This window comes from Rhodococcoides navarretei, assembly GCF_038069675.1.
Taxonomy (GTDB): domain Bacteria; phylum Actinomycetota; class Actinomycetes; order Mycobacteriales; family Mycobacteriaceae; genus Rhodococcoides; species Rhodococcoides navarretei.
Window position 1 is genome coordinate 5,129,739 of the sequence record NZ_JBBPCN010000001.1, and the last position, 21,571, is coordinate 5,151,309.

The 21,571-nt window shown below is 65.0% G+C and carries 24 protein-coding genes and 1 pseudogene; 11 read left to right on the forward strand and 14 right to left on the reverse strand.

What is annotated here, in order from left to right:
* Nucleotides 1-1,005: a 1-aminocyclopropane-1-carboxylate deaminase gene (locus tag AABD04_RS24235; protein ID WP_243595557.1), complete on the reverse strand. Its 1,005-nt coding sequence runs from the start codon at nt 1,003-1,005 to the stop codon at nt 1-3.
* Nucleotides 1,006-1,096: 91 nt separating this feature from the next.
* Here AABD04_RS24235 and AABD04_RS24240 point away from each other — a divergent pair, with 91 nt between their 5' ends.
* A complete protein-coding gene (locus tag AABD04_RS24240) occupies nt 1,097-1,777 on the forward strand; it encodes a GntR family transcriptional regulator (protein ID WP_341442807.1) in 681 nt (226 codons plus the stop codon).
* On the opposite strand, the gene AABD04_RS24245 is transcribed toward AABD04_RS24240, so the two are convergent.
* The 8 genes from AABD04_RS24245 to AABD04_RS24275 all read right to left on the reverse strand — a co-directional run bounded on the left by AABD04_RS24245 (nt 1,774) and on the right by AABD04_RS24275 (nt 10,403).
* Nucleotides 1,774-2,451, reverse strand: a complete 678-nt coding sequence (locus AABD04_RS24245; protein WP_341442808.1) for a response regulator — start codon at nt 2,449-2,451, stop codon at nt 1,774-1,776. The genes AABD04_RS24240 and AABD04_RS24245 overlap by 4 nt on opposite strands.
* Nucleotides 2,448-4,901, reverse strand: a complete 2,454-nt coding sequence (locus AABD04_RS24250; protein WP_341442809.1) for a sensor histidine kinase — start codon at nt 4,899-4,901, stop codon at nt 2,448-2,450. Before AABD04_RS24250 ends, AABD04_RS24245 begins: the two co-directional genes overlap by 4 nt.
* A gap of 15 nt (nt 4,902-4,916) precedes the next feature.
* The gene (locus AABD04_RS24255; protein WP_243609384.1) at nt 4,917-5,546 is read right to left on the reverse strand and encodes a potassium-transporting ATPase subunit C; all 630 of its coding nucleotides are present in this window, start codon (nt 5,544-5,546) and stop codon (nt 4,917-4,919) included.
* A 2-nt stretch (nt 5,547-5,548) separates the two neighbouring features.
* Entirely contained in the window at nt 5,549-7,561 is a 2,013-nt protein-coding gene (gene kdpB / locus AABD04_RS24260; RefSeq protein WP_243609385.1) for a potassium-transporting ATPase subunit KdpB, read from the reverse strand.
* Complete coding sequence (kdpA, locus tag AABD04_RS24265; protein WP_335741200.1) at nt 7,558-9,222, reverse strand: potassium-transporting ATPase subunit KdpA; 1,665 nt, start codon at nt 9,220-9,222, stop codon at nt 7,558-7,560. Before kdpA ends, kdpB begins: the two co-directional genes overlap by 4 nt.
* Before the next feature lie 7 nt (nt 9,223-9,229).
* The gene (locus tag AABD04_RS25215; protein ID WP_121871520.1) at nt 9,230-9,313 is read right to left on the reverse strand and encodes a potassium-transporting ATPase subunit F; all 84 of its coding nucleotides are present in this window, start codon (nt 9,311-9,313) and stop codon (nt 9,230-9,232) included.
* Between the two features lie 89 nt (nt 9,314-9,402).
* Complete coding sequence (locus AABD04_RS24270) at nt 9,403-9,861, reverse strand: hypothetical protein (protein WP_243609387.1); 459 nt, start codon at nt 9,859-9,861, stop codon at nt 9,403-9,405.
* Nucleotides 9,846-10,403, reverse strand: coding sequence for an RNA polymerase sigma factor (locus tag AABD04_RS24275; RefSeq protein WP_243595565.1), 558 nt, complete (start codon nt 10,401-10,403; stop codon nt 9,846-9,848). Before AABD04_RS24275 ends, AABD04_RS24270 begins: the two co-directional genes overlap by 16 nt.
* 172 nt (nt 10,404-10,575) lie before the next feature.
* Between AABD04_RS24275 and AABD04_RS24280 the strand changes: the two genes are divergently transcribed.
* The 7 genes from AABD04_RS24280 to AABD04_RS24310 are packed head-to-tail and all read left to right on the forward strand — an operon-like array spanning nt 10,576 to nt 13,310.
* Nucleotides 10,576-11,067, forward strand: a complete 492-nt coding sequence (locus AABD04_RS24280) for an Asp23/Gls24 family envelope stress response protein (RefSeq protein WP_243595566.1) — start codon at nt 10,576-10,578, stop codon at nt 11,065-11,067.
* An 11-nt stretch (nt 11,068-11,078) separates the two neighbouring features.
* Entirely contained in the window at nt 11,079-11,354 is a 276-nt protein-coding gene (locus AABD04_RS24285) for an Asp23/Gls24 family envelope stress response protein (RefSeq protein WP_341442810.1), read from the forward strand.
* 4 nt (nt 11,355-11,358) lie between these two features.
* Nucleotides 11,359-11,643, forward strand: a complete 285-nt coding sequence (locus AABD04_RS24290; protein ID WP_243609388.1) for a hypothetical protein — start codon at nt 11,359-11,361, stop codon at nt 11,641-11,643.
* A 15-nt stretch (nt 11,644-11,658) separates the two neighbouring features.
* A complete protein-coding gene (locus AABD04_RS24295) occupies nt 11,659-11,838 on the forward strand; it encodes a hypothetical protein (protein WP_027495126.1) in 180 nt (59 codons plus the stop codon).
* Nucleotides 11,831-12,196: an Asp23/Gls24 family envelope stress response protein gene (locus tag AABD04_RS24300; protein ID WP_341442811.1), complete on the forward strand. Its 366-nt coding sequence runs from the start codon at nt 11,831-11,833 to the stop codon at nt 12,194-12,196. Before AABD04_RS24295 ends, AABD04_RS24300 begins: the two co-directional genes overlap by 8 nt.
* Entirely contained in the window at nt 12,193-12,735 is a 543-nt protein-coding gene (locus AABD04_RS24305; RefSeq protein ID WP_341442812.1) for a DUF6286 domain-containing protein, read from the forward strand. The genes AABD04_RS24300 and AABD04_RS24305 overlap by 4 nt, the downstream gene beginning before the upstream one ends.
* On the forward strand, nt 12,732-13,310 hold the full coding sequence (locus AABD04_RS24310) for a hypothetical protein (RefSeq protein WP_341442813.1): 579 nt from the start codon (nt 12,732-12,734) through the stop codon (nt 13,308-13,310). Before AABD04_RS24305 ends, AABD04_RS24310 begins: the two co-directional genes overlap by 4 nt.
* A gap of 3 nt (nt 13,311-13,313) precedes the next feature.
* Here AABD04_RS24310 and AABD04_RS24315 read toward each other — a convergent pair whose 3' ends face one another.
* Genes AABD04_RS24315 through AABD04_RS24325 form a run of 3 tightly spaced genes read right to left on the reverse strand, consistent with a single transcriptional unit; the run spans nt 13,314 to nt 16,942 of the window.
* Complete coding sequence (locus tag AABD04_RS24315; RefSeq protein ID WP_341442814.1) at nt 13,314-14,285, reverse strand: endonuclease/exonuclease/phosphatase family protein; 972 nt, start codon at nt 14,283-14,285, stop codon at nt 13,314-13,316.
* A gap of 14 nt (nt 14,286-14,299) precedes the next feature.
* Nucleotides 14,300-15,598, reverse strand: a complete 1,299-nt coding sequence (locus tag AABD04_RS24320; protein WP_341442815.1) for a lipase family protein — start codon at nt 15,596-15,598, stop codon at nt 14,300-14,302.
* Between the two features lie 60 nt (nt 15,599-15,658).
* On the reverse strand, nt 15,659-16,942 hold the full coding sequence (locus AABD04_RS24325; protein WP_341442816.1) for an HNH endonuclease signature motif containing protein: 1,284 nt from the start codon (nt 16,940-16,942) through the stop codon (nt 15,659-15,661).
* A gap of 249 nt (nt 16,943-17,191) precedes the next feature.
* Here AABD04_RS24325 and AABD04_RS24330 point away from each other — a divergent pair, with 249 nt between their 5' ends.
* Complete coding sequence (locus tag AABD04_RS24330; protein ID WP_341443137.1) at nt 17,192-18,427, forward strand: molybdopterin-dependent oxidoreductase; 1,236 nt, start codon at nt 17,192-17,194, stop codon at nt 18,425-18,427.
* A 99-nt stretch (nt 18,428-18,526) separates the two neighbouring features.
* A pseudogene (locus AABD04_RS24335) lies at nt 18,527-19,585 on the forward strand (Nramp family divalent metal transporter); the annotation flags it as partial.
* Here AABD04_RS24335 and AABD04_RS24340 read toward each other — a convergent pair.
* A complete protein-coding gene (locus AABD04_RS24340; RefSeq protein WP_243595575.1) occupies nt 19,582-20,025 on the reverse strand; it encodes an SRPBCC family protein in 444 nt (147 codons plus the stop codon). The pseudogene AABD04_RS24335 and the gene AABD04_RS24340 overlap by 4 nt on opposite strands.
* Nucleotides 20,026-20,054: 29 nt before the next feature.
* Entirely contained in the window at nt 20,055-21,032 is a 978-nt protein-coding gene (locus tag AABD04_RS24345; RefSeq protein WP_341442817.1) for a D-2-hydroxyacid dehydrogenase, read from the reverse strand.
* Between the two features lie 29 nt (nt 21,033-21,061).
* Between AABD04_RS24345 and AABD04_RS24350 the strand changes: the two genes are divergently transcribed.
* Nucleotides 21,062-21,568 (forward strand): GNAT family N-acetyltransferase, encoded by a 507-nt coding sequence (locus AABD04_RS24350; RefSeq protein ID WP_341442818.1) that lies wholly within the window; start codon nt 21,062-21,064, stop codon nt 21,566-21,568.
* Nucleotides 21,569-21,571 lie beyond the last annotated feature (3 nt).

Here is a 21,571-nt window from a genome sequence, read left to right on the forward strand (position 1 = left end):
TCAGAAGATCCCGCTGTACGCGTTGAGAGCGGGTTGACCGCCCAGGTGTGCGTAGAGCACGTTCGATTCCTTGCCGATCTCACCCTGCTCGACCAGGTCGATGAGGCCGGCCATGGACTTACCCTCGTAGACGGGGTCGATGATGACACCTTCGAGGCGACCCGTCATCTTGATGGCCTCGATGGTGGACTCGACCGGAATGCCGTAGTAGTCACCGGCCCACCCTTCGAGGACGGTGATCTCGTCGTCGCGGAGTTCACGTCCCAGACCGATGAGCTCGGCGGTGTTCCGCGCTATCCGTTCCACCTGGTTGCGAGTTGCCTCGATCTTGGCCGACGCATCGATCCCGAGGACACGGCGTGGCCGGTCCTGCCCCGCGAATCCGGCGATCATGCCCGCGTGCGTCGAGCCGGTCACACTGCACACCACGATCGTGTCGAAGAAGACCCCGAGCTGTTCCTCCTGCTTCTGTACCTCGTACGCCCAGTTGGCGAAGCCGAGACCGCCGAGCTTGTGATCGGATCCGCCTGCCGGGATCGCGTACGGTGTGCCACCCGACCGCTCGACGTCCTCGATGGCCTTCTGCCAGCTGTCCTTGAACTCGATGCCGAAGCCCGACGGGTCGAGCCGTACGTCCGCACCCATGATCCGCGACAGCAGTATGTTGCCCACCTTGTCGTTGACGGAATCGGGCCAGTCCACCCACTTCTCCTGCACCAGAACCGCTTTCAGTCCCAATTTCGCAGCCACGGCAGCGACCTGCCGAGTGTGGTTCGACTGCACGCCGCCGATGGAGACGAGAGTGTCCGCACCCTTGGCCAATGCGTCGGGGACGATGTACTCCAACTTGCGTGTCTTGTTGCCGCCGTACGCCAGTCCGGCGTTGACGTCTTCTCGTTTCGCCCAGATCTTCGCGCCGCCGAGGTGAGCGCTCAACCGTTCCATCGGGTGAATCGGGCTGGGGCCGAATGTGAGTGGATAGCGGTCGAAATCGTCGATAGGCACGGGAGCTCTCCTCGGGTCGGGGTCTGCGATATATTGCATCTTGCATGTCGCCATCTGTCAAGGCCGGACGGGGTGGGCTACGATATTTCGCATGCCGGTACCCGTCGAACTCGGAAAGCACAAGCGGTCACTGCTGCGCGAGAACGCCTACGTATCGATCCGAGACGCCATCGTCGACGGCACGTTCGCACCCGGCGAAAGACTGCGCGACTCGGAGTTGGAGCAGTGGCTCGGCGTGTCCCGCACACCCATTCGCGATGCCATCGCTCGACTGGAGCTGGCCGGTCTGGTCCATACGCGGCCCGGCCGCTCGACTGTCGTCTCGACCATCGAGCGCAAGGCGGTGTTGGACGTCCAGGCGGTGGCCGCAGCCATGCACGCGCTCGCGATGCGCACCGCCGTACCGCTCATGGGCACCCCCGAGATCACCCGGATGCGCGACGCGAACAGGGAGTTCGCCGCCGCCTTCACCCGCGGCGATGTCGACGTGGCCCTGGCGAGCGACGACGCGTTCCACAACGTCGCCGTCGAGGCCGGCCAGAACCATGTGGTGGCGTCGGTGCTCGAGCAGGTCACACCCAGCCTGCGGCGACTGGAGCGGCTACGGTTCGCCTCGCTCGTCGGTCGCGATTCGATCGCACAACACGAGAGAATCATCGAATTGTGCAGTGCCGGCGACGCCGACGGAGCCGCCCTTGCCGTGCAACAGAACTGGGAATCTCTCGCGCTCTTCGTCGACCAGGACGAGTCGGGAGCACAACCCAACCCCTAGCTCACGAATCTGTAGCCCATACCCGTTTCGGTGATGAGGTGCACCGGCGCGGCCGGGTCTCGTTCGAGTTTCTGACGCAGCTGACCGAGATAGATGCGCAGGTAATGTGTTTCGCGCTCGTGCCCGGGACCCCAGACGGTCCGCAGTATCTCTTTCTGCGACACCAACTTGCCCTCGTTGCGAACCAGCAATTCGAGAACGCCCCATTCGGTACGAGTCAGATGCACGCTCGCACCCTCTCGCACAACAGTTTTCGCAGCGAGATCCACGGTGAAGTCCGCGGTCTGCACTACCGGCTCGGCGACCGAGTGCGGTCCACGTCGCAAGGCGGCGCGCAACCGCGCCAACAACTCGTCCATACCGAACGGCTTGGTCACGAAGTCGTCGGCACCGGCATCGAGCGCCTCGACGGTATCGGCCGAGTCGGTACGCGCCGAGAGCACCAGGATCGGCACGTCGGTCCATCCACGCAGCCCCGCGATGACGTCGATTCCGTCGATGTCGGGCAGGCCGAGATCGAGAATCACGATGTCGGGGTGGAAGTTCGCGGCCACCCGCAGCGCCTCCCCGCCGCTCGCCGCGCTGACGACCTCGAACCCGCGGACGTTGAGATTGATTCGAAGCGCGCGCACGATCTGCGGCTCGTCGTCGACGACAAGCGCCCGCACCTTCACCTGATCGCCGCCTTCAACTCGACCGTCATCGTCAGCCCGCCGCCGACGGTGTTCGATGCCGTGACGGTACCGCCCATCGCCCGCACGAACCCGCGCACCACCGACAGCCCGAGCCCGACGCCCACGGAGTTGTCACGATCCCCGAGTCGTTGGAACGCGTCGAACATGGTCACCTCGGCACCCTCGGCGATACCGGGACCGTGGTCGGCGACGGAGATCGTCGCCCGGTCGCCGTGTGTCGCGGCACTGACGGTGATGTCGCCGACGGGGGCATAGCGGGCGCTGTTGTTCACCAGGTTGGCCAGCACACGCTCGAGCAGGCCCGGGTCGGCCACTACCTCGACGTCACCCACCTCGACTCGGACCCGATCCTCGGCTCCGACCAAGGCACCGACCAGAACGTCGTCGACGAAGACCGGGCGCAGACTCGGTTGCACCACACCGGCTTGCAATCGCGACGAGTCGAGCAAGTTGCTCACCAGAGCCGTCAGTTGATCGGCCGATTCGTCGATGGTGGCCAGCAATTCGTCGGTGTCCTCGGGCGAGAACTGGACGTCGGTGCTGCGCAGAGACGAGGACGCCGCCTTGACTGCAGACAGCGGCGTCCGCAGATCGTGGCTGACGGCCGAGAGCAATGCTCGACGCAATGCATCGGCCTCGGCAAGCGCACTGGCGCGGCTGGCTTCCTCGGCGAGACGGCCCTGCCGAACCATGCCGGCGGCCTGGTTGGCCACGGCCGCGAGCACTCGTCGATCGTGCGCTCGAGTTCGGTCGCCGGCGAGAAGCAGCGTGAACTCACCGGCGCCGATCTCGGTGTCGGCACTGTCCTTGTCCGTGGGGGCACCGGCCCCCGTGGTGCCGACGATCGTCGCGGACTCGTTGTCCCACAGCGACACCCCGTCCTGACTGTAGGTTTCGCGAGCACGTTCGAGCAGCGCCGGCAGATCGGCTCCCCGAAGGACGGATCCGGCGAACAGAGTCAGCAACTCGGCCTCCTGTGAGGCGCGTCGAGCTTGTCGCGTTCTCCGCGCGGCGGCGTCCACCAAGGCAGCGACTGCGATGGCCATGAGCAGCAGGACAACGGCGACGACAAAATTCTCCGGCTCTGCGATCGTGAGGCTGTACAGGGGCGCGGTGAAGAAGTAGTTCAGCAGGAACCCGGCAATGAGTGCCGACAGTGCCGCAGGCGCGACGCCTCCCAGCAGTGCGACACACAGAACGACCATGAAGAACAGTGCGCTTTCTCCGCTCGGACCGAAGTTCGGCCCGACGAGGTTCAGCACCGCCGCTGCCACACACGGGACGACAACCGCGGCGATCCACGCGAGAATCCGGCGTCGGCCTGCGTCGACCTGCAGTCGCCAGCGCCGCGCCCGCTCGTCGTGAGTGACCATGTGCACGTCGATCTTTCCGGAATTCTGCACCACCGCGGCACCGATGCCCTCGTCCAGAATCCGCGCGACCCGAGACCGTCTCGACGTACCGATCACCAACTGAGTCGCATTCACCCCGCGAGCGAAGTCGAGCAACGTCGTCGGGACGTCGTCACCGACCACACTGTGCACACTGGCACCGAGCCCCGCGGCGAGCTTGCGCACCGAACCCATCTGCGGTGCCGAGACGCCCATCAGTCCGTCCCCGCGAACGATGTGCAGCACCATCAACTCTGCGCTGGACTTGGAGGCGATGCGGCTCGCGCGACGCAGCAGAGTGTCCGATTCCGGGCCACCGGTCACCGCGACGACCACCCGCTCACGCGCCTCCCAGGTGTCGGTGATCCGATTCTCGCTGCGGTACTTCACCAGTGCCGCATCGACCTGATCGGCGATCCACAGCAACGCCAACTCACGCAGCGCAGTGAGATTGCCTCGGCGGAAGTAGTTGCTCAGTGCTGCGTCCACCTTCTCGGGGGCGTAGACGTTCCCGTGCCGCAATCTACTGCGCAACGCCTCGGGGGTGATGTCGACCAACTCGACCTGGTCGGCACCGCGAACCACGCTGTCCGGTACGGTCTCTCGCTGCGGCACCCCGGTGATCTGCTGCACCACGTCGTTCAACGATTCCAGATGTTGCACATTGAGCGTCGAAATCACACTGATGCCTGCGTTCAACAGGTCTTCGACGTCCTCCCACCGCTTACCGTGCACGCCTCCCGGTGTATTGGTGTGTGCCAGTTCGTCGACGAGGACAACCTGGGGCCGCCGCGCCAGCACGGCCTCCAGATCGAGCTCCTCCGACTGCGATCCGCGGTACTCGACGAGGCGGGGCGGTACCACCTCGATCCCGTCGAGCGCGGCGATCGTCCGTTGTCGGCCGTGGGTCTCGACCAGGGCAGCAACCACATCGCAGCCCCTGTCCTGACGCCGGTGCGCCTCACCGAGCATCGCAAACGTCTTGCCGACTCCCGGCGCAGCGCCCAGATAGATGCGCAGTTCACCTCGATCCGGCACGACACTTCTCCTGTCTCAGCTGCAGGGGCTGGTCAAGCCCAGCGCCACATTGAGCTCCGGCACGTTGACCGCCTTCGCCCCGAGCACACCGTACTGCGGTCCAGCGGTGTACTCGGCGACCAGAGCCTCGACGTCGCCGACACTCATACCGTTGACCTCGGCCACCCTCGGTACCTGCACCGCGGCGTACTCCGGACTGATCGCGGGGTCGACTCCCGAACCGGAGCCGGTGACCGCGTCCGGGGGAACCGCGGCGGGGTCGACGCCTTCGCGCTCGGCGATCGCAGCGCGACGCTGCTCGACGAACGACGCGAGAATCTCACTCGACGGCCCCTGGTTGGTCGGCAGCGCCGCGGCGGGATCTCCGGGAGCGAAGGCATCGTTCTCGGACACCGATCCCGTCACGCGGGTGTGGAAGTACGGATCGGGCTCTCCCGGCGCGACCTGCGGGTCGACGCCGATCAACGAGCTTCCGACGACGCAGCCCTGCGAGTCACGCAGCGGCGAACCCTCGGCGGAGTCGGTTCCGATTCGACTGATGCCCCAGACCACGGCCGGGTAGCCGATGCCCAGAATCACCGTCAGCGCCAACAACACTGCGAACCCGGCCACCAGCTGGCGAAGAAAACCCTGTACGAAACGCATGATCAGCCTATCCCTGGAATGTGTCGAACGAGGAGGTCGATGAGCCAGATGCCGACGAACGGGCTGATGACACCACCGACGCCGTACACCAGCAGGTTGCGGCGCAGCAACGCAGCCGCCGATGCCGGGGTGTAGCGAACACCTTTGAGCGCCAGCGGGATCAGTGCCACGATAACCAGCGCATTGAAGATCACCGCCGACAGGATCGCCGATTCCGGTGTCGCCAAATGCATGATGTTGAGCCCACCCAGCTGCGGATAGACGGTGGAGAACATCGCCGGAAGAATCGCGAAGTACTTCGCCAGGTCGTTCGCCAGCGAGAACGTCGTCAATGCTCCGCGGGTGATGAGCAACTGCTTGCCGATCTCGACGATCTCGATCAGCTTGGTGGGATCGGAATCGAGGTCGACCATGTTGCCGGCTTCCTTGGCCGCCGAGGTGCCGGTGTTCATCGCGACACCGACGTCGGCCTGCGCGAGAGCCGGGGCGTCGTTGGTGCCGTCACCGGTCATCGCGACCAGCCTCCCGCCCTCCTGCTCTCGCCGGATGAGCGTGAGCTTGTCCTCGGGGGTTGCCTCGGCCAGATAGTCGTCCACTCCGGCCTCGGCGGCGATCGCCTTGGCGGTGAGCGGGTTGTCGCCGGTCACCATGACCGTCCGAATTCCCATGGCGCGCAGCTGCGCGAAGCGCTCGGCAATGCCCGGCTTGACCACATCGGAGAGCTCGACGACTCCGAGAGCGCGGGCAGCAGAACCGGTTTCGCGGACCGCAACCACCAGCGGCGTGCCGCCGTTCTGCGCGATGTCGTGCACGGTGGCGTCCAGATCGGCCGTGCCGCCGCCCTCACGAATCCAGCTGTACACCGAATCTGCTGCACCCTTGCGGATCTCCATGCCCGGCAGGTCCAGCCCGCTCATCCGAGTCTGCGCCGTGAACGCCACGAACTCGCCGCGCTCGGATTCGCCCTCGGTCGTTGCGGATTCGAAGTCACGCTCGACCAGTTCGACGATGCTGCGTCCCTCGGGGGTGCCGTCGGCGAGCGAGGACAGGCGGGCTGCCCGCGCCAGTTCGACCGCGTCGATGCCCGTCGCCGGGTGTAGCCCGGTGGCGCGGCGATTGCCGAAGGTGATGGTTCCGGTCTTGTCCATCAGCAACGTGTCGATGTCACCTGCCGCTTCCACCGCACGCCCGGACATCGCGAGAACGTTGCGCTGCACCAGCCGGTCCATGCCCGCGATACCGATGGCCGAGAGCAGTGCGCCGATGGTGGTGGGGATCAAGCAGACCAGCAGCGCGATCAACTGGATCGGATCCTGTTGCCGGCCCGCATAGTTCGACATCGGACCGATGGCGACCACCGCGAAGAGGAACACGATCGTCAGGGACGCGAGCAGGATGTTCAGGGCGATCTCGTTCGGTGTCTTCTGCCGAGCTGCACCCTCGACGAGCGCGATCATTCGGTCCACGAACGTCTCACCCTGCGCCGCAGTGATTTTCACGACGATCTCGTCGGAGAGCACGATGGTGCCTCCGGTGACCGCGGACCGGTCACCCCCCGACTCTCGGACCACCGGTGCAGATTCACCCGTGATGGCCGATTCGTCGACGCTGGCAATGCCCTCGATGACGTCACCGTCGCCGGGGATGACCTCACCGGCCGACACGACCACCTCGTCACCGACCTTCAACTCCGCACCGGCCACTTCGGTGACGACGAACTCCGCACCGGAGGCAGTGCGTCGTCGAGCAACGCTGTCCTGCTTCACTTTCCGCAGGCTCGCGGCCTGCGCCTTGCCGCGCCCCTCGGCGACGGACTCGGCCAGGTTGGCGAAGAGCACAGTGAACCAGAGCCAACCGGTCACGAACCACGCGAACACGGACGGAGCGGCGATCGACAGCACAGTGGTGACGATGGAGCCGAGAAAGACGACGAACATGACGGGGTTACGAGCCAGGTGGCGCGGATCGAGTTTTCGGAATGCGCCTGGAAGCGCGGTTGCGAGAGAGAGTTTCATTGCATGGCCTCTGCTATGGGTCCGAGAGCAAGTGCGGGGAAGAAGGTGAGGGCCGCGACCAGAACGGCAGTGCCGATGAGCAACGTGCCGAACAGCGGCCCGTCGGTCGGGAGGGTTCCGGCGCTGGGTGCGCTGCGTTTGGTCGTCGCCAGCGAGCCGGCCAGCGCCAGCACCAAGACGATCGGCAGAAAACGGCCGAGCAGCATCGCGACACCGAGCGATATCTGGAACCAGTCGCTGGTCACCGTCAGTCCGCCGAAGGCACTGCCGTTGTTGTTGGATGCCGAGGCGTAGGCGTAGAGCACCTCGGTGAAGCCGTGGATGCCGGGATTGCCCTGATAGCCGGTCGTCGATTCGAGCAGCACTGTGATGGACGTGCCGACGAGAACGAGGATCGGCATCACCAGTACCGACAGCGCGGCCATCGTGATGGCGCGTCGACCCAACTTCTTGCCGAGAAATTCCGGAGTTCGGCCGACGAGGAGTCCCCCGACGAAGACGGCGATCACGGCCAACACCAGCAATCCGTACAGGCCGGTTCCGACGCCGCCTGGTGCGATCTCCCCGAACAGCATGTTCAGCAGTACTGTCCCGCCACCGAGCGCAGACATGCTGTCGTGCGCTGAATTGACTGCACCGGTGGACGTTCCGGTGGTCGACACGGCGAACAAAGCCGACGCCGGGATACCGAAGCGGACTTCCTTGCCTTCCATCATTGCGCCCGCCGCGGTTGCGGCAACGCCGCGGGTACCGGACTCGGCGAATAGCGTCACTGCCAACATCGTGGCCCACAGCGTGGCCATCACCGCCAGCACCGTCAGGCCCTGCTTGCGGTTGCCGACCATGGTGCCGAAGGTGCGGGTGAGGGCCACCGGAATCAGCAGCAGCGAGATGATCTCGACGATGTTCGACAGCGGCGTCGGGTTCTCGAACGGATGCGCGGAATTGGCTCCGAGAATGCCGCCGCCGTTGGTGCCGATCTCCTTGATCGCTTCCTGAGAGGCAACGGGCGCAAGCGCATTGGTCACCGCCTGCCCGTCCAGGCCGGTGGAAGCGAAGCCCGTCGAAAACGACATCACCACGCCCTGGGTGAGCAGAATTACCGCCACCAGCAGCGACAGCGGCAACAGAATTCGTAGCGTTCCGCGGATCAGATCCACCCAGAAGTTCCCCAGTTCACCGCCGGTGGAAAACCGGACGAACCCTCTGACGACGGCGATCGCCACTGCGATACCGACTGCAGCAGAAACGAAGTTCTGCACCGCCAAACCCAGCGGCTGCGTCAGGTTCGACATGGTGGTCTCGGGCGTGTACGACTGCCAGTTGGTGTTGGTGACGAACGACGCCGCGGTGTTGAACGCCATCGCCGGGCTGACACCGGACAGGCCACCGTTGAGCGGCAACACGCCTTGGATGCGCTGCAGCAGAAAGAGAAACACCACGCTGACGACCGAGAACCCGACGACGCTGGTGGAGTATCCGACCCAGGTCTGTTCGGATTCCGGATCGACTCTCGCGATGCGATACAGAACTCGTTCGACACTCGAATCCCGAGTGCGCGTGTAGACACGGGCCATGTAGTCGCCGAGAGGCACATAGGCAGCCGCGAGCACGACTATCACCACGCCGATCTGGAGACCGGCAAGCAGAGCAGGATTCATGGCGGCGTCAGAACCTCTCCGGGTCGAGGAGAGCGACGAACAGGTACACCGCGACGAACGCGGCCACCGCGAGACAGAGCAATTCGGTCATTGCTCGATCCTGGATCCCGCTACCGACCGGAGCCGGTTTCCTTACGCTTTCTTACGCCGCCGACCAGCGGTTATGACGCAATATTTACGCTAGCGCTCCTCGATATCGTCGACGCGTATCTCGACCTCTTCGCGGCCGAGGGTGATGCCCAGCAGTTCCCACACGGTCTCGATCGCAATACTCGCAAGTCGGTCGCCCGCGGCCTGCAGATCGTCGCCGTAGACCCCGATCACCGCGATGAACAGGCCGATGCAGGCATGGTCGTCGAGGTGGAGATCGATCTCGGTCGGCTGTGCGCCGTGCACGCCTGCGAGGGCACGCCGAAGCGTCGTCTTGACGATGTGGTCGCTGATCCTCAGCGAGTCGCCGCTCCCGGCTCCCGAGCCGGGAGGGAAAGCGCTGTCGATGGGCCAGGTGCGCCGGGTGGTGTTGCGTACTTTCGCGATGATGGACGAACTGATGTCCACCCAGTTCGGTTCTTGCGGTGCATCCCGAAGTTCGGTGGCAGCACGCGCGAGAACCATATCCGGTTCTACTGGGTTCGCCATGTTGCCAACCTTTCGCTCAATGTTGCTCGTGCTCTGGTCAATTGCCCGCGCACTGCGCCCGCGGACAACGTCATGATCGCGCCGATCTCGGGGTGGGTCATGCCCTCGACCTCACGGAGAAGCCAGCAGGCCCGCTGGCGGTACGGCAGTTCGGCCAGCGCGACGCCGAGCTCGGCCATGAAACTGTCGGCCTCGACATCGGCCTCCGGATCGCTGCCTGCGCCGGTGCTCTTGCGCTCGAACACCCAATCCTCCGCAGGAGGCACGCTACGCCGTCGCCGATGATCGATGACCTTGTGCGAGACGAGCGAGAAGAGCCATGTCCTCAACGCCGAGTCACCACGGAAGTTGTCGAGTCCCTTCCATGCCGCGACGAACGCGTCCTGCACCACCTCCTCGGCGGCACCTTGATCGGACAACATGTTGCGCGCATACCGGAACATCTCCGGGCCGTATCGCCGGACGATCTCCTCGAACGCATCGGTCTCGCCGAGCGCAGCCGCGCCGACGAGAACGCGGTCCGACGCGTCTACCCACTCCATCGGGCCCCCGTTCACTTCATCGTGGTCATCGATCACGCGAGTCTTTCGATACCGGTTTACCACCGGACGTAATCTATGACGTAGGTCACTTTACGACGACGTGCGTTTCGACCATCGAGCTACGACCAACTCCTGACACACACTGCACGACACTCAACGAAGAGAGGCATTCATGAGCTCCACGACGGACACCAAGGCAACCGTATCCGCAACAGGCGAAGGCAAGACCGACATCACCACCAAGTCGGATTCTGTGCTCGTCAGCTCGCAGGGCCGCACCACCATTGCCGACACCGTCGTCTCCAAGATCGCCGGTATCGCCACCCGTGAGGTTCAGGGAGTACACGCCGTCGGCGGCGGAGCAAGCCGCGCGATCGGTGCCCTCCGCGAGCGCATCCCCGGTGCCCGCGTCAACCAGTCGCAGGGCGTTTCGGTCGAGGTCGGCGAGCGTCAGGCAGCGGTCGACATCGACATCGTCGCCGATTACGGTGTCTCGATCGCAGATCTCGCGGCAGGCATCCGTCGCAACGTCATCAACGCCGTCGAGCGCATGACCGGGCTCGAGGTCACCGAGGTCAACATCGTCGTCCACGACATCTTCCTCGACGACGGCTCCGAAGACGACGACACCACCACCGAGCCCGCCACCACCCGAGTGCAGTGACCGATCCGCACATGACGGAGCGTGACAGGTCCGAGGACATCGCCGACGCCGTTCTGGCGATCGACGGTGTCGTCGGGCTGCACGGCGGCATGTTCGGCGAAGCCGCTACGTACCTACCCGGACGCCGTATCGCCGGCATCCGAATCGGGGAGGACGGAACCGAGGTTCACGTGACCCTCGAATTCGGGGTTGCGGTCCGTGAGACCGCCGATAACGTCCGTAGCACAGTGGCGGCGATGGTCGACGGGCCCGTGCACGTCACCGTCGAGGACATTGTGCGAGTCTGACCAGGTGAACGAGCATGCAGCGCACGACCGAGCCGCCGCCTACAAGGCGGCTCGGCGCGCTGTGGCACGCGAACACCACCCCGACATCGGTGGAGATCCGGCCCGATACATGGCCGAACTCGCCGCCGTCGACCGAAGATTCGCGGTGCTGCCCTCGACCCCTGTCAACGCAGCGAGCGCGCCGACGGTGTTCCGCGCGTCCTCGATTCCGTCCCCGTTACGCACTTTTCCCAAGCGGATCGCTCGCATCCGCAAACGCGTCACCAGACGCAATTACTTCGAACTCTGAGTGGAGATCAAGACCATGACCACTGCGACCATCGGTTTGTTCGTGGGACTTCTGCTGGCCATCGCCGCAGCGGCAGGCGGCTTCACCGGCTTCCTCATCGCCATCGTTCTCGGTGGCCTCGGCTTTTTCGTCGGCCGCTACATCGACGGCGAGCTGGACCTGAACTCGATCATGCGTGGTCGCGGTCGTGACTGACACAGTGACCGACCCCGGCGAACGCGGATCGCTGGAGATCAAGCACAAGGCCGTCGAGCGGCTCGCCGTCCTCGCTGCTCGCAGCACCGACGCGGTCGCCGGGCCTCAGCCGGGACTACGCGTCCTCGGCGGGCGTGACCTGCCCAAGGCCGACGTGACGGTCAACGGCTCCCGTGTTCGCGCACAGGTCGCGGTGGCGGTCAAGTGGCCCTCGCCGCTGGCGAAGGTGGCAGCCGACGTCCGAGCCGCCGTGGCACGGGATCTGTCCGAGCTGGGCATCTACACCGTCGACCGAGTCGACGTCACCGTCCAATGCGTACCCGCCGAGGCCACCCATGAAGAAGGGAGAGTGCAGTGATCGAGAAGGCAAGCAAGAAGCCGGTGGCGAACCCCACCGCAGCCGTACCCGCAATCCTGTTCGCACTCGTCCTCATCGGTGCCGGAGTGGTCCTCGGCCGCGAGGCGTTGCTGAACTGGGGTGCCATCGACGGCCCCGAGTGGGTCGGCCCCGCCGCCACACATCTCGACGGTCTGACTGCTCAGCAGTGGATGCTGCCCGGAGGTATCGCGGCAGTCGTCGTCGGATTCATCTTGGTGCTGACTGCGATTCGTCCCCGCAGACGCACCCACCGCGCCCTCACCGAGCACGACGTCTGGCTTCGCAAGGGTGACCTCGCCGCTGTTGCGCGCGCCGTCGCCCTCGACAGTGCCGGAGTCGACTCCGCGACCGCCAAGGCCGGCAACAAGAAGGTCGCCGTGTCGGTGTCCACCGTGGCCGGCTCCGATACTTCGGAGTTGAAGTCTGCGGTCGTGGCCTCTGTGAACGACGCTCTCCGCCCACTCGCGTCGGTGCCGAAGGTCCGCGCTCGAGTGCGAACGACAGGACAAGCCTCATGAAGCGCGCAACTGCATCCGTCGACCGCACCAGCACAGCCGTTGTCGGCCTTGCCCTGATCGCCCTCGGCGCAGGAGCAGTCGCGTGGGAGCGCGGCGAGTTCCCCGGCCGTGAACGTCTCGACGCTGCGTTCGTCGACACCGCCATCGACGCAGGCTGGTGGCCCTGGGCTCTCGGAGTAGCCGCCATCGTCCTCGTTCTGCTCGGTCTGTGGTGGCTACTCGCGCACCTGCCGCGCCGCTCGGTCGGCACCGTCGCTTTCGCGTCCAGTGCGGATGCCGATGTCGACGGCCGGCTCAGTGTCGACCTGGGAACGGCTGCTCGAAGCGCCGCCAAGTCACTGGCCGCGCACGACGGTGTGGTTTCGGCGACCGGCCGTTCGGTGTCCGACCGCGGGCAGCGAGTGGTCGAGATCACCGCCACCCTCGATCCGACCGTGACGTCCCTGGACAAGGTTGCGGGTGCGGCAGCACAGACGCGCGACGATGTGGTGACCTCCCTCGACGGAACGCCGGCAGCCGTCCGAATCCTGCTGCAGTGCGGCAAGTCTCGAAAGCAAGCCGGCCGCGTCAGCTGAACCTCAGGAGAACTCGATCTCCCCGATCAACCCGTGATGGTCCGATCCGGGGAGATCGATACGCTCCAGCGAGCGAGCATGACCGGTGTTGCTGAGGATGTGATCGATTCCGACGACGGCGGGGGTTCCCTTGTCCGTGGGATACGTGGGGATCAGGCCCTTCCCCAATTGCGCTGCAGCGTCGGAATATCCGGCATCGAGCAGGTTGCGGAACTTCTTGTGCGAATAGGTCGTGTTGAAGTCGCCGCTGACGATCACCGGCCCGCTGTCCGACGCTGCCTCCAGATCGTCTCGGAGCGTGTCCAATTCGGTGGTCCAGATATCGGCCGGGGTGATGTAGGCGGGACCGGGATGCACGGCCAGTAACGTGACCGGCTCGGAGCCGGGAACCTCGACCTCGGTGGCGAGATTCACCGGTCCGTAACCGTCGAGTTCGCGATTGCCGGAAATCGGGAAACGGCTGTAGATGCCGGCTCCGCCGCCGCCGGACATGTGCGGCTGAAGATAGCTGTAGGGGAAGAGTTCTTCCATGCCGGCATCGCGGAGGCCGACCACCGACGCGTCGGTCAGTTCCTGGATCGTGACAACATCGACGGCGCCCTCGCGGGCCTGCCCGACCACGACCGTCGGATCGGCCAGCCCGATCATCAGATTCGCTTGCATCACCCGCAGTCGCACTCCATCGTCGCCCGACGCGTCCTCGGGTGCCGCGTCCGCCACGTAGAGCGGTGCGTAGGCCAACGCACCGGCGACCAGCACCAGTGCGGATACTCCCGCCAGAATCCAGCGCCGACCGATCAGCGCCACGAGGGTGCCGACCACAACGGCGACGAACATCAACGGGACGAACGATGCGAGCGCGATCAGAACATTGATCCGGGTGTCGGTGTAGTAGACGACCATCGCCGCAACTCCGATGACGATGCCCAGGATGGCGATCGAGCCGGTGAGTATCCGTATCCAGGTTCGCTGCATCGGTCCGAGGGTAGCTACGCCCGAACGCCGATGATCACGGCTCTGATGGTTGTCCAGGTCAGCGACAGCAACCCCCGCACCGCGGAGAGCGAGAACGCTGTGGACCACACCGTTCGCGTCGACGGTTCGTCGACCGGCCGTCCCGCGAATCGATCGGCGAGCCAGTCCAATGTCAGCGGCGCACTGAGCGGGTGCAGCGACAGGTGTTCACTCAGCCGATCCCGTAGATAGGTCACGTGGGCACCGGCCTCGATGTACCGATCCACCTGCCCGTCCACGTCGTCGACGGCGATGATCTGATCGTGCACCGACTGAACGACCAGCAGCGGTGCCGTCGGAGCGGTCCGACCCGGCTGAATGTCCTGGAACACCTGCACGATCTCGGGCAGAGCCAGCAGATCGGCCAACGGTACTTCGATGTAGCGATCCAGATCGTGCCGCGCGAGGCGGGTGACAGCGCGGACGGTAGTCATGTTCTCGACGGAATCGAGAATGCGCATCCCGTCCTCGTTGACATACTGGCGGATGACCCGGTCCAGCTCTGGATAGGTGCGCCGCAGACCCGCCACCACCAGCGTCGGCAGCGCCGAATGGAACGTCGCATTCAGCCTGGTGAACGCCGAGCCGGGATCTCCGACGGGCGAGCCGAGGGCAGCACCGACCAACTCGATCTCCGGCGCATATTCCGGTGCCATTTCCGCCGCCCAGGACGTCGCGAGCCCGCCGCCCGAGTAGCCCCACAGCGCAACCGGCGTGCTCGAATGCAGGTCCAGCGGCTCGAACGACAGCGCCGCGCGAACCGCGTCGAGCGTGCAGAATCCGGGTTCCTGCGGCGAACCCCAGTGACCGTCGGGGCCCTCGTGATCCGGGATGGAGATGGTCCACCCACGGCGTAAGGCATGCAGTACCAGCAGGAACTCGAACTGCGGAACTGCACCGAACGCCCGCGCGCCACGCCGAAGCGCATAGGACGGGAAGCACGAGGACGCGACGCCGTCGATCGCACACTGATACGACAGCAGGACCGGCTCGGCCTTGTGTGGGCGCAGCACCGTGGTCACACTGGCCTGCGGAAGCCCGCCGAGATCAGCCGTGCGATACAGCAGCTGCCACGCGTCGACCCGCTGGCGGATGCGGCCGAACATGGCGACCTCGACCGGCCGCACCTTGAGAATCGTCCCGGGCAGAGCTGCTTCGTACCCCTCGGGCGCGGCGTAGAAGGGGTCGTCCTCGGGCCTGGTCGCATCGGTCCGGCTCGGTGCTCGTTCCACCGGCCAGGGCCGTTCGTCCTCCAACGATCTGTCGACGCTCATGTCCCACCGCTTCTTGTCCGAGTCTCGCCGTCACACTAACTTGCCCTCGAGGACCCCATTTCATGCAGCCTGCCGCCAATTCGTGATCAGGACATCGGTCGCGTAGCTCAGGTCGAGACCTTCCCCACCCCAATTCGGCACGATGGCGTCGGGCGCGATGTCGCCGTACCGTCGCTTGATCTCGTCGGCGTCTCCGGACACCGCGGGAGCGTGGATGATCTCGGTTCCCGAGGGATGGCGGAACGAAAAGCGTTGATCACCACGGGCTTCGATGAAGAAGTACCCGTCGTGCAACGCTCGATGATGCTCGCCGCACAGCAGGACCAGGTTGTCGAGTGACGTCGCACCTCCCCGTGAGCGGTAGGTGACGTGGTGCGCATGCATGAAGCGGGTTCGGCCGCACCCCGGCACCGCGCAGCATCGGTCTCGAATGATCAACTGACGCATCTGCGTTCGGCTCGGTGCTTTCGCGGTCGAACTCCACCGCACCGTTTTTCCGAGTCGGCCGTGGCCGACGGTGCGCATGACCGCAGAACACAGCACCTGAGCCAACGTCTCGTCGTCCAACCCCGGACCGTCGTCGAAATGGGCATGATCGCATCCGGCTTCGGCGCTGTTGCCGATGTGGACCAACACTTCCGCGGCCGGTGAGACGACCGGTGAATCGACGGCGTCGCAGACCATCTCCGCCATCGCGATCATCGCCGGAACCGGATTGGGTGGCGCCGGGGCGGCCCGGTCACCCTGTGATTCGCTCTCGGTTCGGGTGCGCTCGTACTCCGCTCTGGTCAACGCAGCCAGGAATCGCTTGCCGTCCTCCGGGCGAAACCGCGCCGTGAGCAGCAAGGAGCCGTCCTCCTCGTCCCAGCGCCACCGCCCGACGCACGGATCGAGGTCGACGCCGTTGCCCCTGGTCGGACGCATTGCCTTCTTCAGGCCGCGACAGAGCCGTTCGATATGCGCGGCGGGTGCATCCAGCGCTTTCTGCAGCAGCGATGCCTCGTTCTCGGCCGTGGCCACCCGGGTCATGGCTCGTACCTTGGAGTACGAGATCGTGCCGCTCAGGTACGCCGAGGTGATCAGCGGCAGTTCTCGCATCGCTTTGGCCACCCGCACCTGCTCACGGGCCGTGTGCAGATCGACTCCCGCACGCCAGGACAACCAATGCGCACAGGACCGCACCTCCCAGGCCGCCCATCCGCGTCGAGCATCGAACTCACCCACCAGAATCAGATACTGCGCCGACGCCGCAGCGATCTGACCGGCCAGAGCACAGATTTCGGTCTCGATCTCTTTCATCTCGATTCGCCCCGCCTCGGATCGCGCCTCGGTCATGTCGATCATGAACGCCCCCATTCATCGAATGCATGTTCGACAAAGCGTAGAACGAGGCACCGACAAGAACTTCTCGACGAGGGTCCGACGCGTCCCCGCGGGGACGTATCGGCTTGCTTTCTCGCTGTTCGGCCCGATACTGACACCGGATGCTGGTTTCGAGCGAGCGAAGGGCGGTAGGCGCACGTGAGCGATGACCCGCCGGTATCGGAGCAGGCCACGAGACATCCGGCACTGCGTGGGCAGCGAATGCCCTACATGGCCGACGCACGCAACCCGCTCGCGCGCTTCCGCAGTCCGCTGCGCGGCACGTGGTTGACGTCATTGTTCGGTGCGGTACTCCTGGTGGCGCTGCCGATCATCATCGTGACGGGTCTGCTCTCGTACAGCGCGTACGGCCCGCAGTTCGGCCAGGCCAGGCCCGGTGCCGTGGGGTGGCTACGGTTGCCCTTCTTCGACTGGCCGACGAACCCTGCCTGGCTCTACCAACTCACGCAGGGCCTGCACGTCGGGCTCGGCCTGATCATCGTGCCGCTCGTCATCGCCAAACTCTGGTCGGTGATGCCCAAGCTCGTCGAACTACCACCGGTGCGGTCACCCGCACATGCGCTCGAACGTCTGTCTCTGCTGGCTCTCGTGGGCGGCCTGCTGTTCGAGATCGTCACCGGTGTTCTCAACATCCAGTACGACTACGTGTTCGGCTTCGATTTCTACGCCGCTCACTACTTCGGTGCCTGGGTGTTCATCTCCGGATTTCTCGTTCACCTCGGCCTCAAGGTTCCGCTGATGTGGCGCACCCTGAGATCCGAATCCCTGATGGACGTGTTGCGCGCCAGGAACGAAGCTCCGGACAAGCAGAACGACGACAACCCTCCGGCGACCATGAATCGCCGCGGTGCCATCGGATTGGTGGCTGCCGGAATGGGTTTCGTTGCCGTGTTGACAGTCGGCCAGACGCTCGGCGGAGTGCTGCGCAAGGCTGCCATTCTGCTACCCCGCGGGCGCTCCAACGGCGACGGCCCCAACGACTTTCAGATCAACCGAACGGCGGAAGCGGCAGGAATCACCGAGGCGCAGACCGGTGCCGACTGGCAACTGACGATCAGCAGTGCAGCCGACGACGCCGTCCCGATCGTATTGTCCCGAGGCAGGCTGCTGTCGATGACGCAGCGCACTGCAGAACTTCCGATCGCGTGCGTCGAAGGATGGTCCACGACGCAGACCTGGACCGGCGTCCCGTTGGCCGAACTCGCCGCGCTGGCGGGTGTGCCCGCACCGCGGTCGGCAGAGGTGAGCTCGCTCGAGCAGAACGGAGCGTTCACCCGTGCGGTGCTGCAGGGAAATCAAGCGGCGCACCCGAACTCGTTGCTGGCTCTGAAAGTCAACGGCGTCGACCTCTCGCTCGATCACGGCTATCCCGCACGCGTGATCGTGCCTGCTCTTCCGGGCGTCCACAACACCAAATGGGTTGCTCGTATCGTGTTCCGCTCGTGACGAACAGGGGCCGAACCCGGCGGCGGGAGAGTCGGCTTGCCAGGGACCTCCACTTTCATAAAGAGTGAGGCAGGTCACTGAGCAGACGCCGGCCGCTACACGTTGGCGTCGGGAAACACGATCTTCCAGGGCTGGCGTTCGCTGGGTAAGTGGACGACGGTGTATTTCGCGCCCTACATCGTGATCTGGGGATTCGTGTACGGCGCTGCGGCGATGTCGTCGAGCGCGCTGCCGATCGTCGCACTGTTCCCCGCACTGGATCTCAAGGTCGTCGCCATCGCATCCGGACTCCTCGGGTTCGCATTGATCTCGCTCGGTAGCTACGGGTTCTTCGAGAAGATCATCACCGTCTTCGTCGGCATCATGTTCGTCACGGTCATCGGCGCTGCGGTAGTGGCTGTTCCGAACGTTCCCGCGATCGTCAAGGGTATCGTTCCCACCATTCCCGACGGCTCGATCGTGTACGTCCTCGGCCTCGCCGGTGGCGTCGGTGGCACCATCACGCTCGCCGCATACGGCTACTGGCTGCGCGAGAAGGGCTGGATCACACCGAAATTCATGCGCGTCATGCGCATCGACAATTCGATGGCCTACGTCATCTCGGGCATTTTCGTCCTCGCGATGCTCATCGTCGGTGCCGAACTGCTGTACTCGTCGCAGATCGCGATCTCCACCGGCGATCAGGGCTTGGTTCAGCTCTCCGACGTGCTGGCCGAGCGCTACGGCACGGTGTTCGGCTACGTGTTCCTCATCGGATTCTGGTCGGCGTCGTTCTCGTCGCTGATCGGGGTGTGGAACGGCGTGAGCCTGATGTTCGCGGACTTCGTCGGCAATCTGAAGGGGCTCGAACAGGGCCACTCGGACACGCGTGTGGGCGGCAAGTACTTCCGCTGGTACGTCGCGTGGTTGACGTTTCCGCCCATGGCGCTGCTGTGGCTCGACCAACCGATCGGGCTCGTACTGACGTACGGCGTGCTCGGGGCGGTCTTCATGCCGTTCCTGGCGGTCACGCTGTTGATTCTGCTCAACAGCGATCGGGTGCCGACGCAATGGCGCAACGGCTGGTTCACCAACCTCACGCTGGGTGTCTGTGCATTCCTGTTCGCATGGCTCGCCGTCGACCAGGTGTTGGATGCCCTCGACAAGTACGTGTACTAGTCGGCGGCTTCCAGGCGGGCGCGCAATGTCGACTCCGTGTGCTTGATCGCCTGACCCACAACCGGTTCCACCACCGCGCCGAGCACCTTGCCTGCGATTCCGCCGGGCAGGCTGTAGCGGAACACCACATCCAGACGGGTACCGCCGTCTGCCGTATCGGAGAACGACCACGTGGACGAGTTGGACAGGCCCTCGACCGATTCGAGCGTCAGCTTCTCGTTGTGGACCCATTCGGTCACGTGCACGACGGAGGTGAGGGCCTTGGGACCGATCTGCATCGTCGCGTCGTACCGGGCACCGAGGCCTGAGGTGACCTCGCTCGTCGGCTCGAACCGGGTGATGCCGAACATCCACTGCGGGACGTTTCTGAAGTCGTCCATGTAGGCGAACGCCGCGTCACGGCTGGTCGACGCAACGGCCGAACGATTGATTTCACGCACTCGTGCACCCTAGTACACGCTACGGAGTGTTACGTATACTTTGGCGCGTCGTTCTGTCTGCGCACGTACCCCAACCGCATGTCCACGACGTTGACCAGTGCCGAACCACGGACGTATCGCTGCAGGTTGTCCTCGAACAACGCCCACAGACGGTCGGCGAAGTCATCGGCGTCGCCCGCCAGATGCGCAGTCAGGATGACGTTGTCCATGCCCCACAGCGGGCTCGTGTCCGGCAGCGGCTCGACCTCGAACACGTCCAACACCGCCCACCCGATACCTCCGGACGTCAGGGCGTCGCACAGGGCTCGTTCGTCGACGACGGGCCCGCGAGCGATGTTGATCAGCCCCGAATCGGGACGCATGGCCATGAGCACCTCGCCGTCGACGAGACCGCGGGTGGCATCGGTCAACGGTGCCGCCAGCACGATCACGTCGTACTCGCCCGCATACGTGGGTAGTTGCCGAACATTGCGGATTCGCGTGAACTCCGTGTCACCGGACCGCTCGGACGTTGCCGCGGCATCCACGCGCATTCCGAGGGCACCGAGCACTCGGCCGATCTCGCGCCCGATGGAACCGGGTCCGACGACGAGAGCGGAGCGACCGCGAATCCCGTTGGTGATTCTGTGCTCCCAGACTCGCTCGCGTTGTCGAGCAAGCGCTTGTGGCAGTTTCTTGACCGACGCCAGAATGCCGGCGGCGACGTACTCGGCGATCGCGCGGTCGAGGATTCCACCGGAGTTCGTCAGCGTCCACGACCCCTCGCGCAGAACCGGATCGAGCAGTCGATCGACGCCGGCACTCGACGAGTGGATCCACCGAAGATTCTCGGCCTTCGGCCATACGGCCCGCAGATCGGCGGTCTCGAACGTCCGGAACAGCAGCACCTCGGCCCACGACACCGCGTCGGCGAGTTCGGCGATCGTGCAACTCCGAAACTCGGCACCGTCGATCGCGGGGAAGGACCTCCGGTCCGAATCGTTCTCGACCACAAGCACGTTCAACACAGGACTCGCCACCTCCGTACGATGGCACCGTGCTCACCGTAGAACTCGCATCTGCCGCCGACGCGGCAACGATACTCGGCCTCCGGCACGCTGCCGAGGACTGGCTGTTCGCCCGGGGGATCGATCAGTGGACGCCACGCGAGGTACCTCTCGCCACGATCGCTGCGCAGATCGACGCGGGAGAGTTCTACGTCGCTCGACGCGAGCCCGGTGCCCCGATAGTCGGGGCTCTGCGGTTGATCTGGGCCGATCCCGCAATCTGGCCCGAAGAGGATGGGCACGCCGGGTACGTGCACGGGGTGGTGATCAACAGAAGCGAGTCAGGAATGGGACTGGGCGCGTCGTTGCTCGAGTGGGCATTGCGGCGAAGCCGGCAGGAAGGGCGATCGCTACTGCGTCTGGACTGTGCCGAGACCAATACCGAACTGCGCAACTATTACCTGCGGCAGGGCTTCCGCTACGTCGGCCGCCGCGAGTTCGCCGACGGCAGTTCGTGGTTCAGCGTGGCACTGTTCGAGAAGCCGACCGATCGGTAGCCT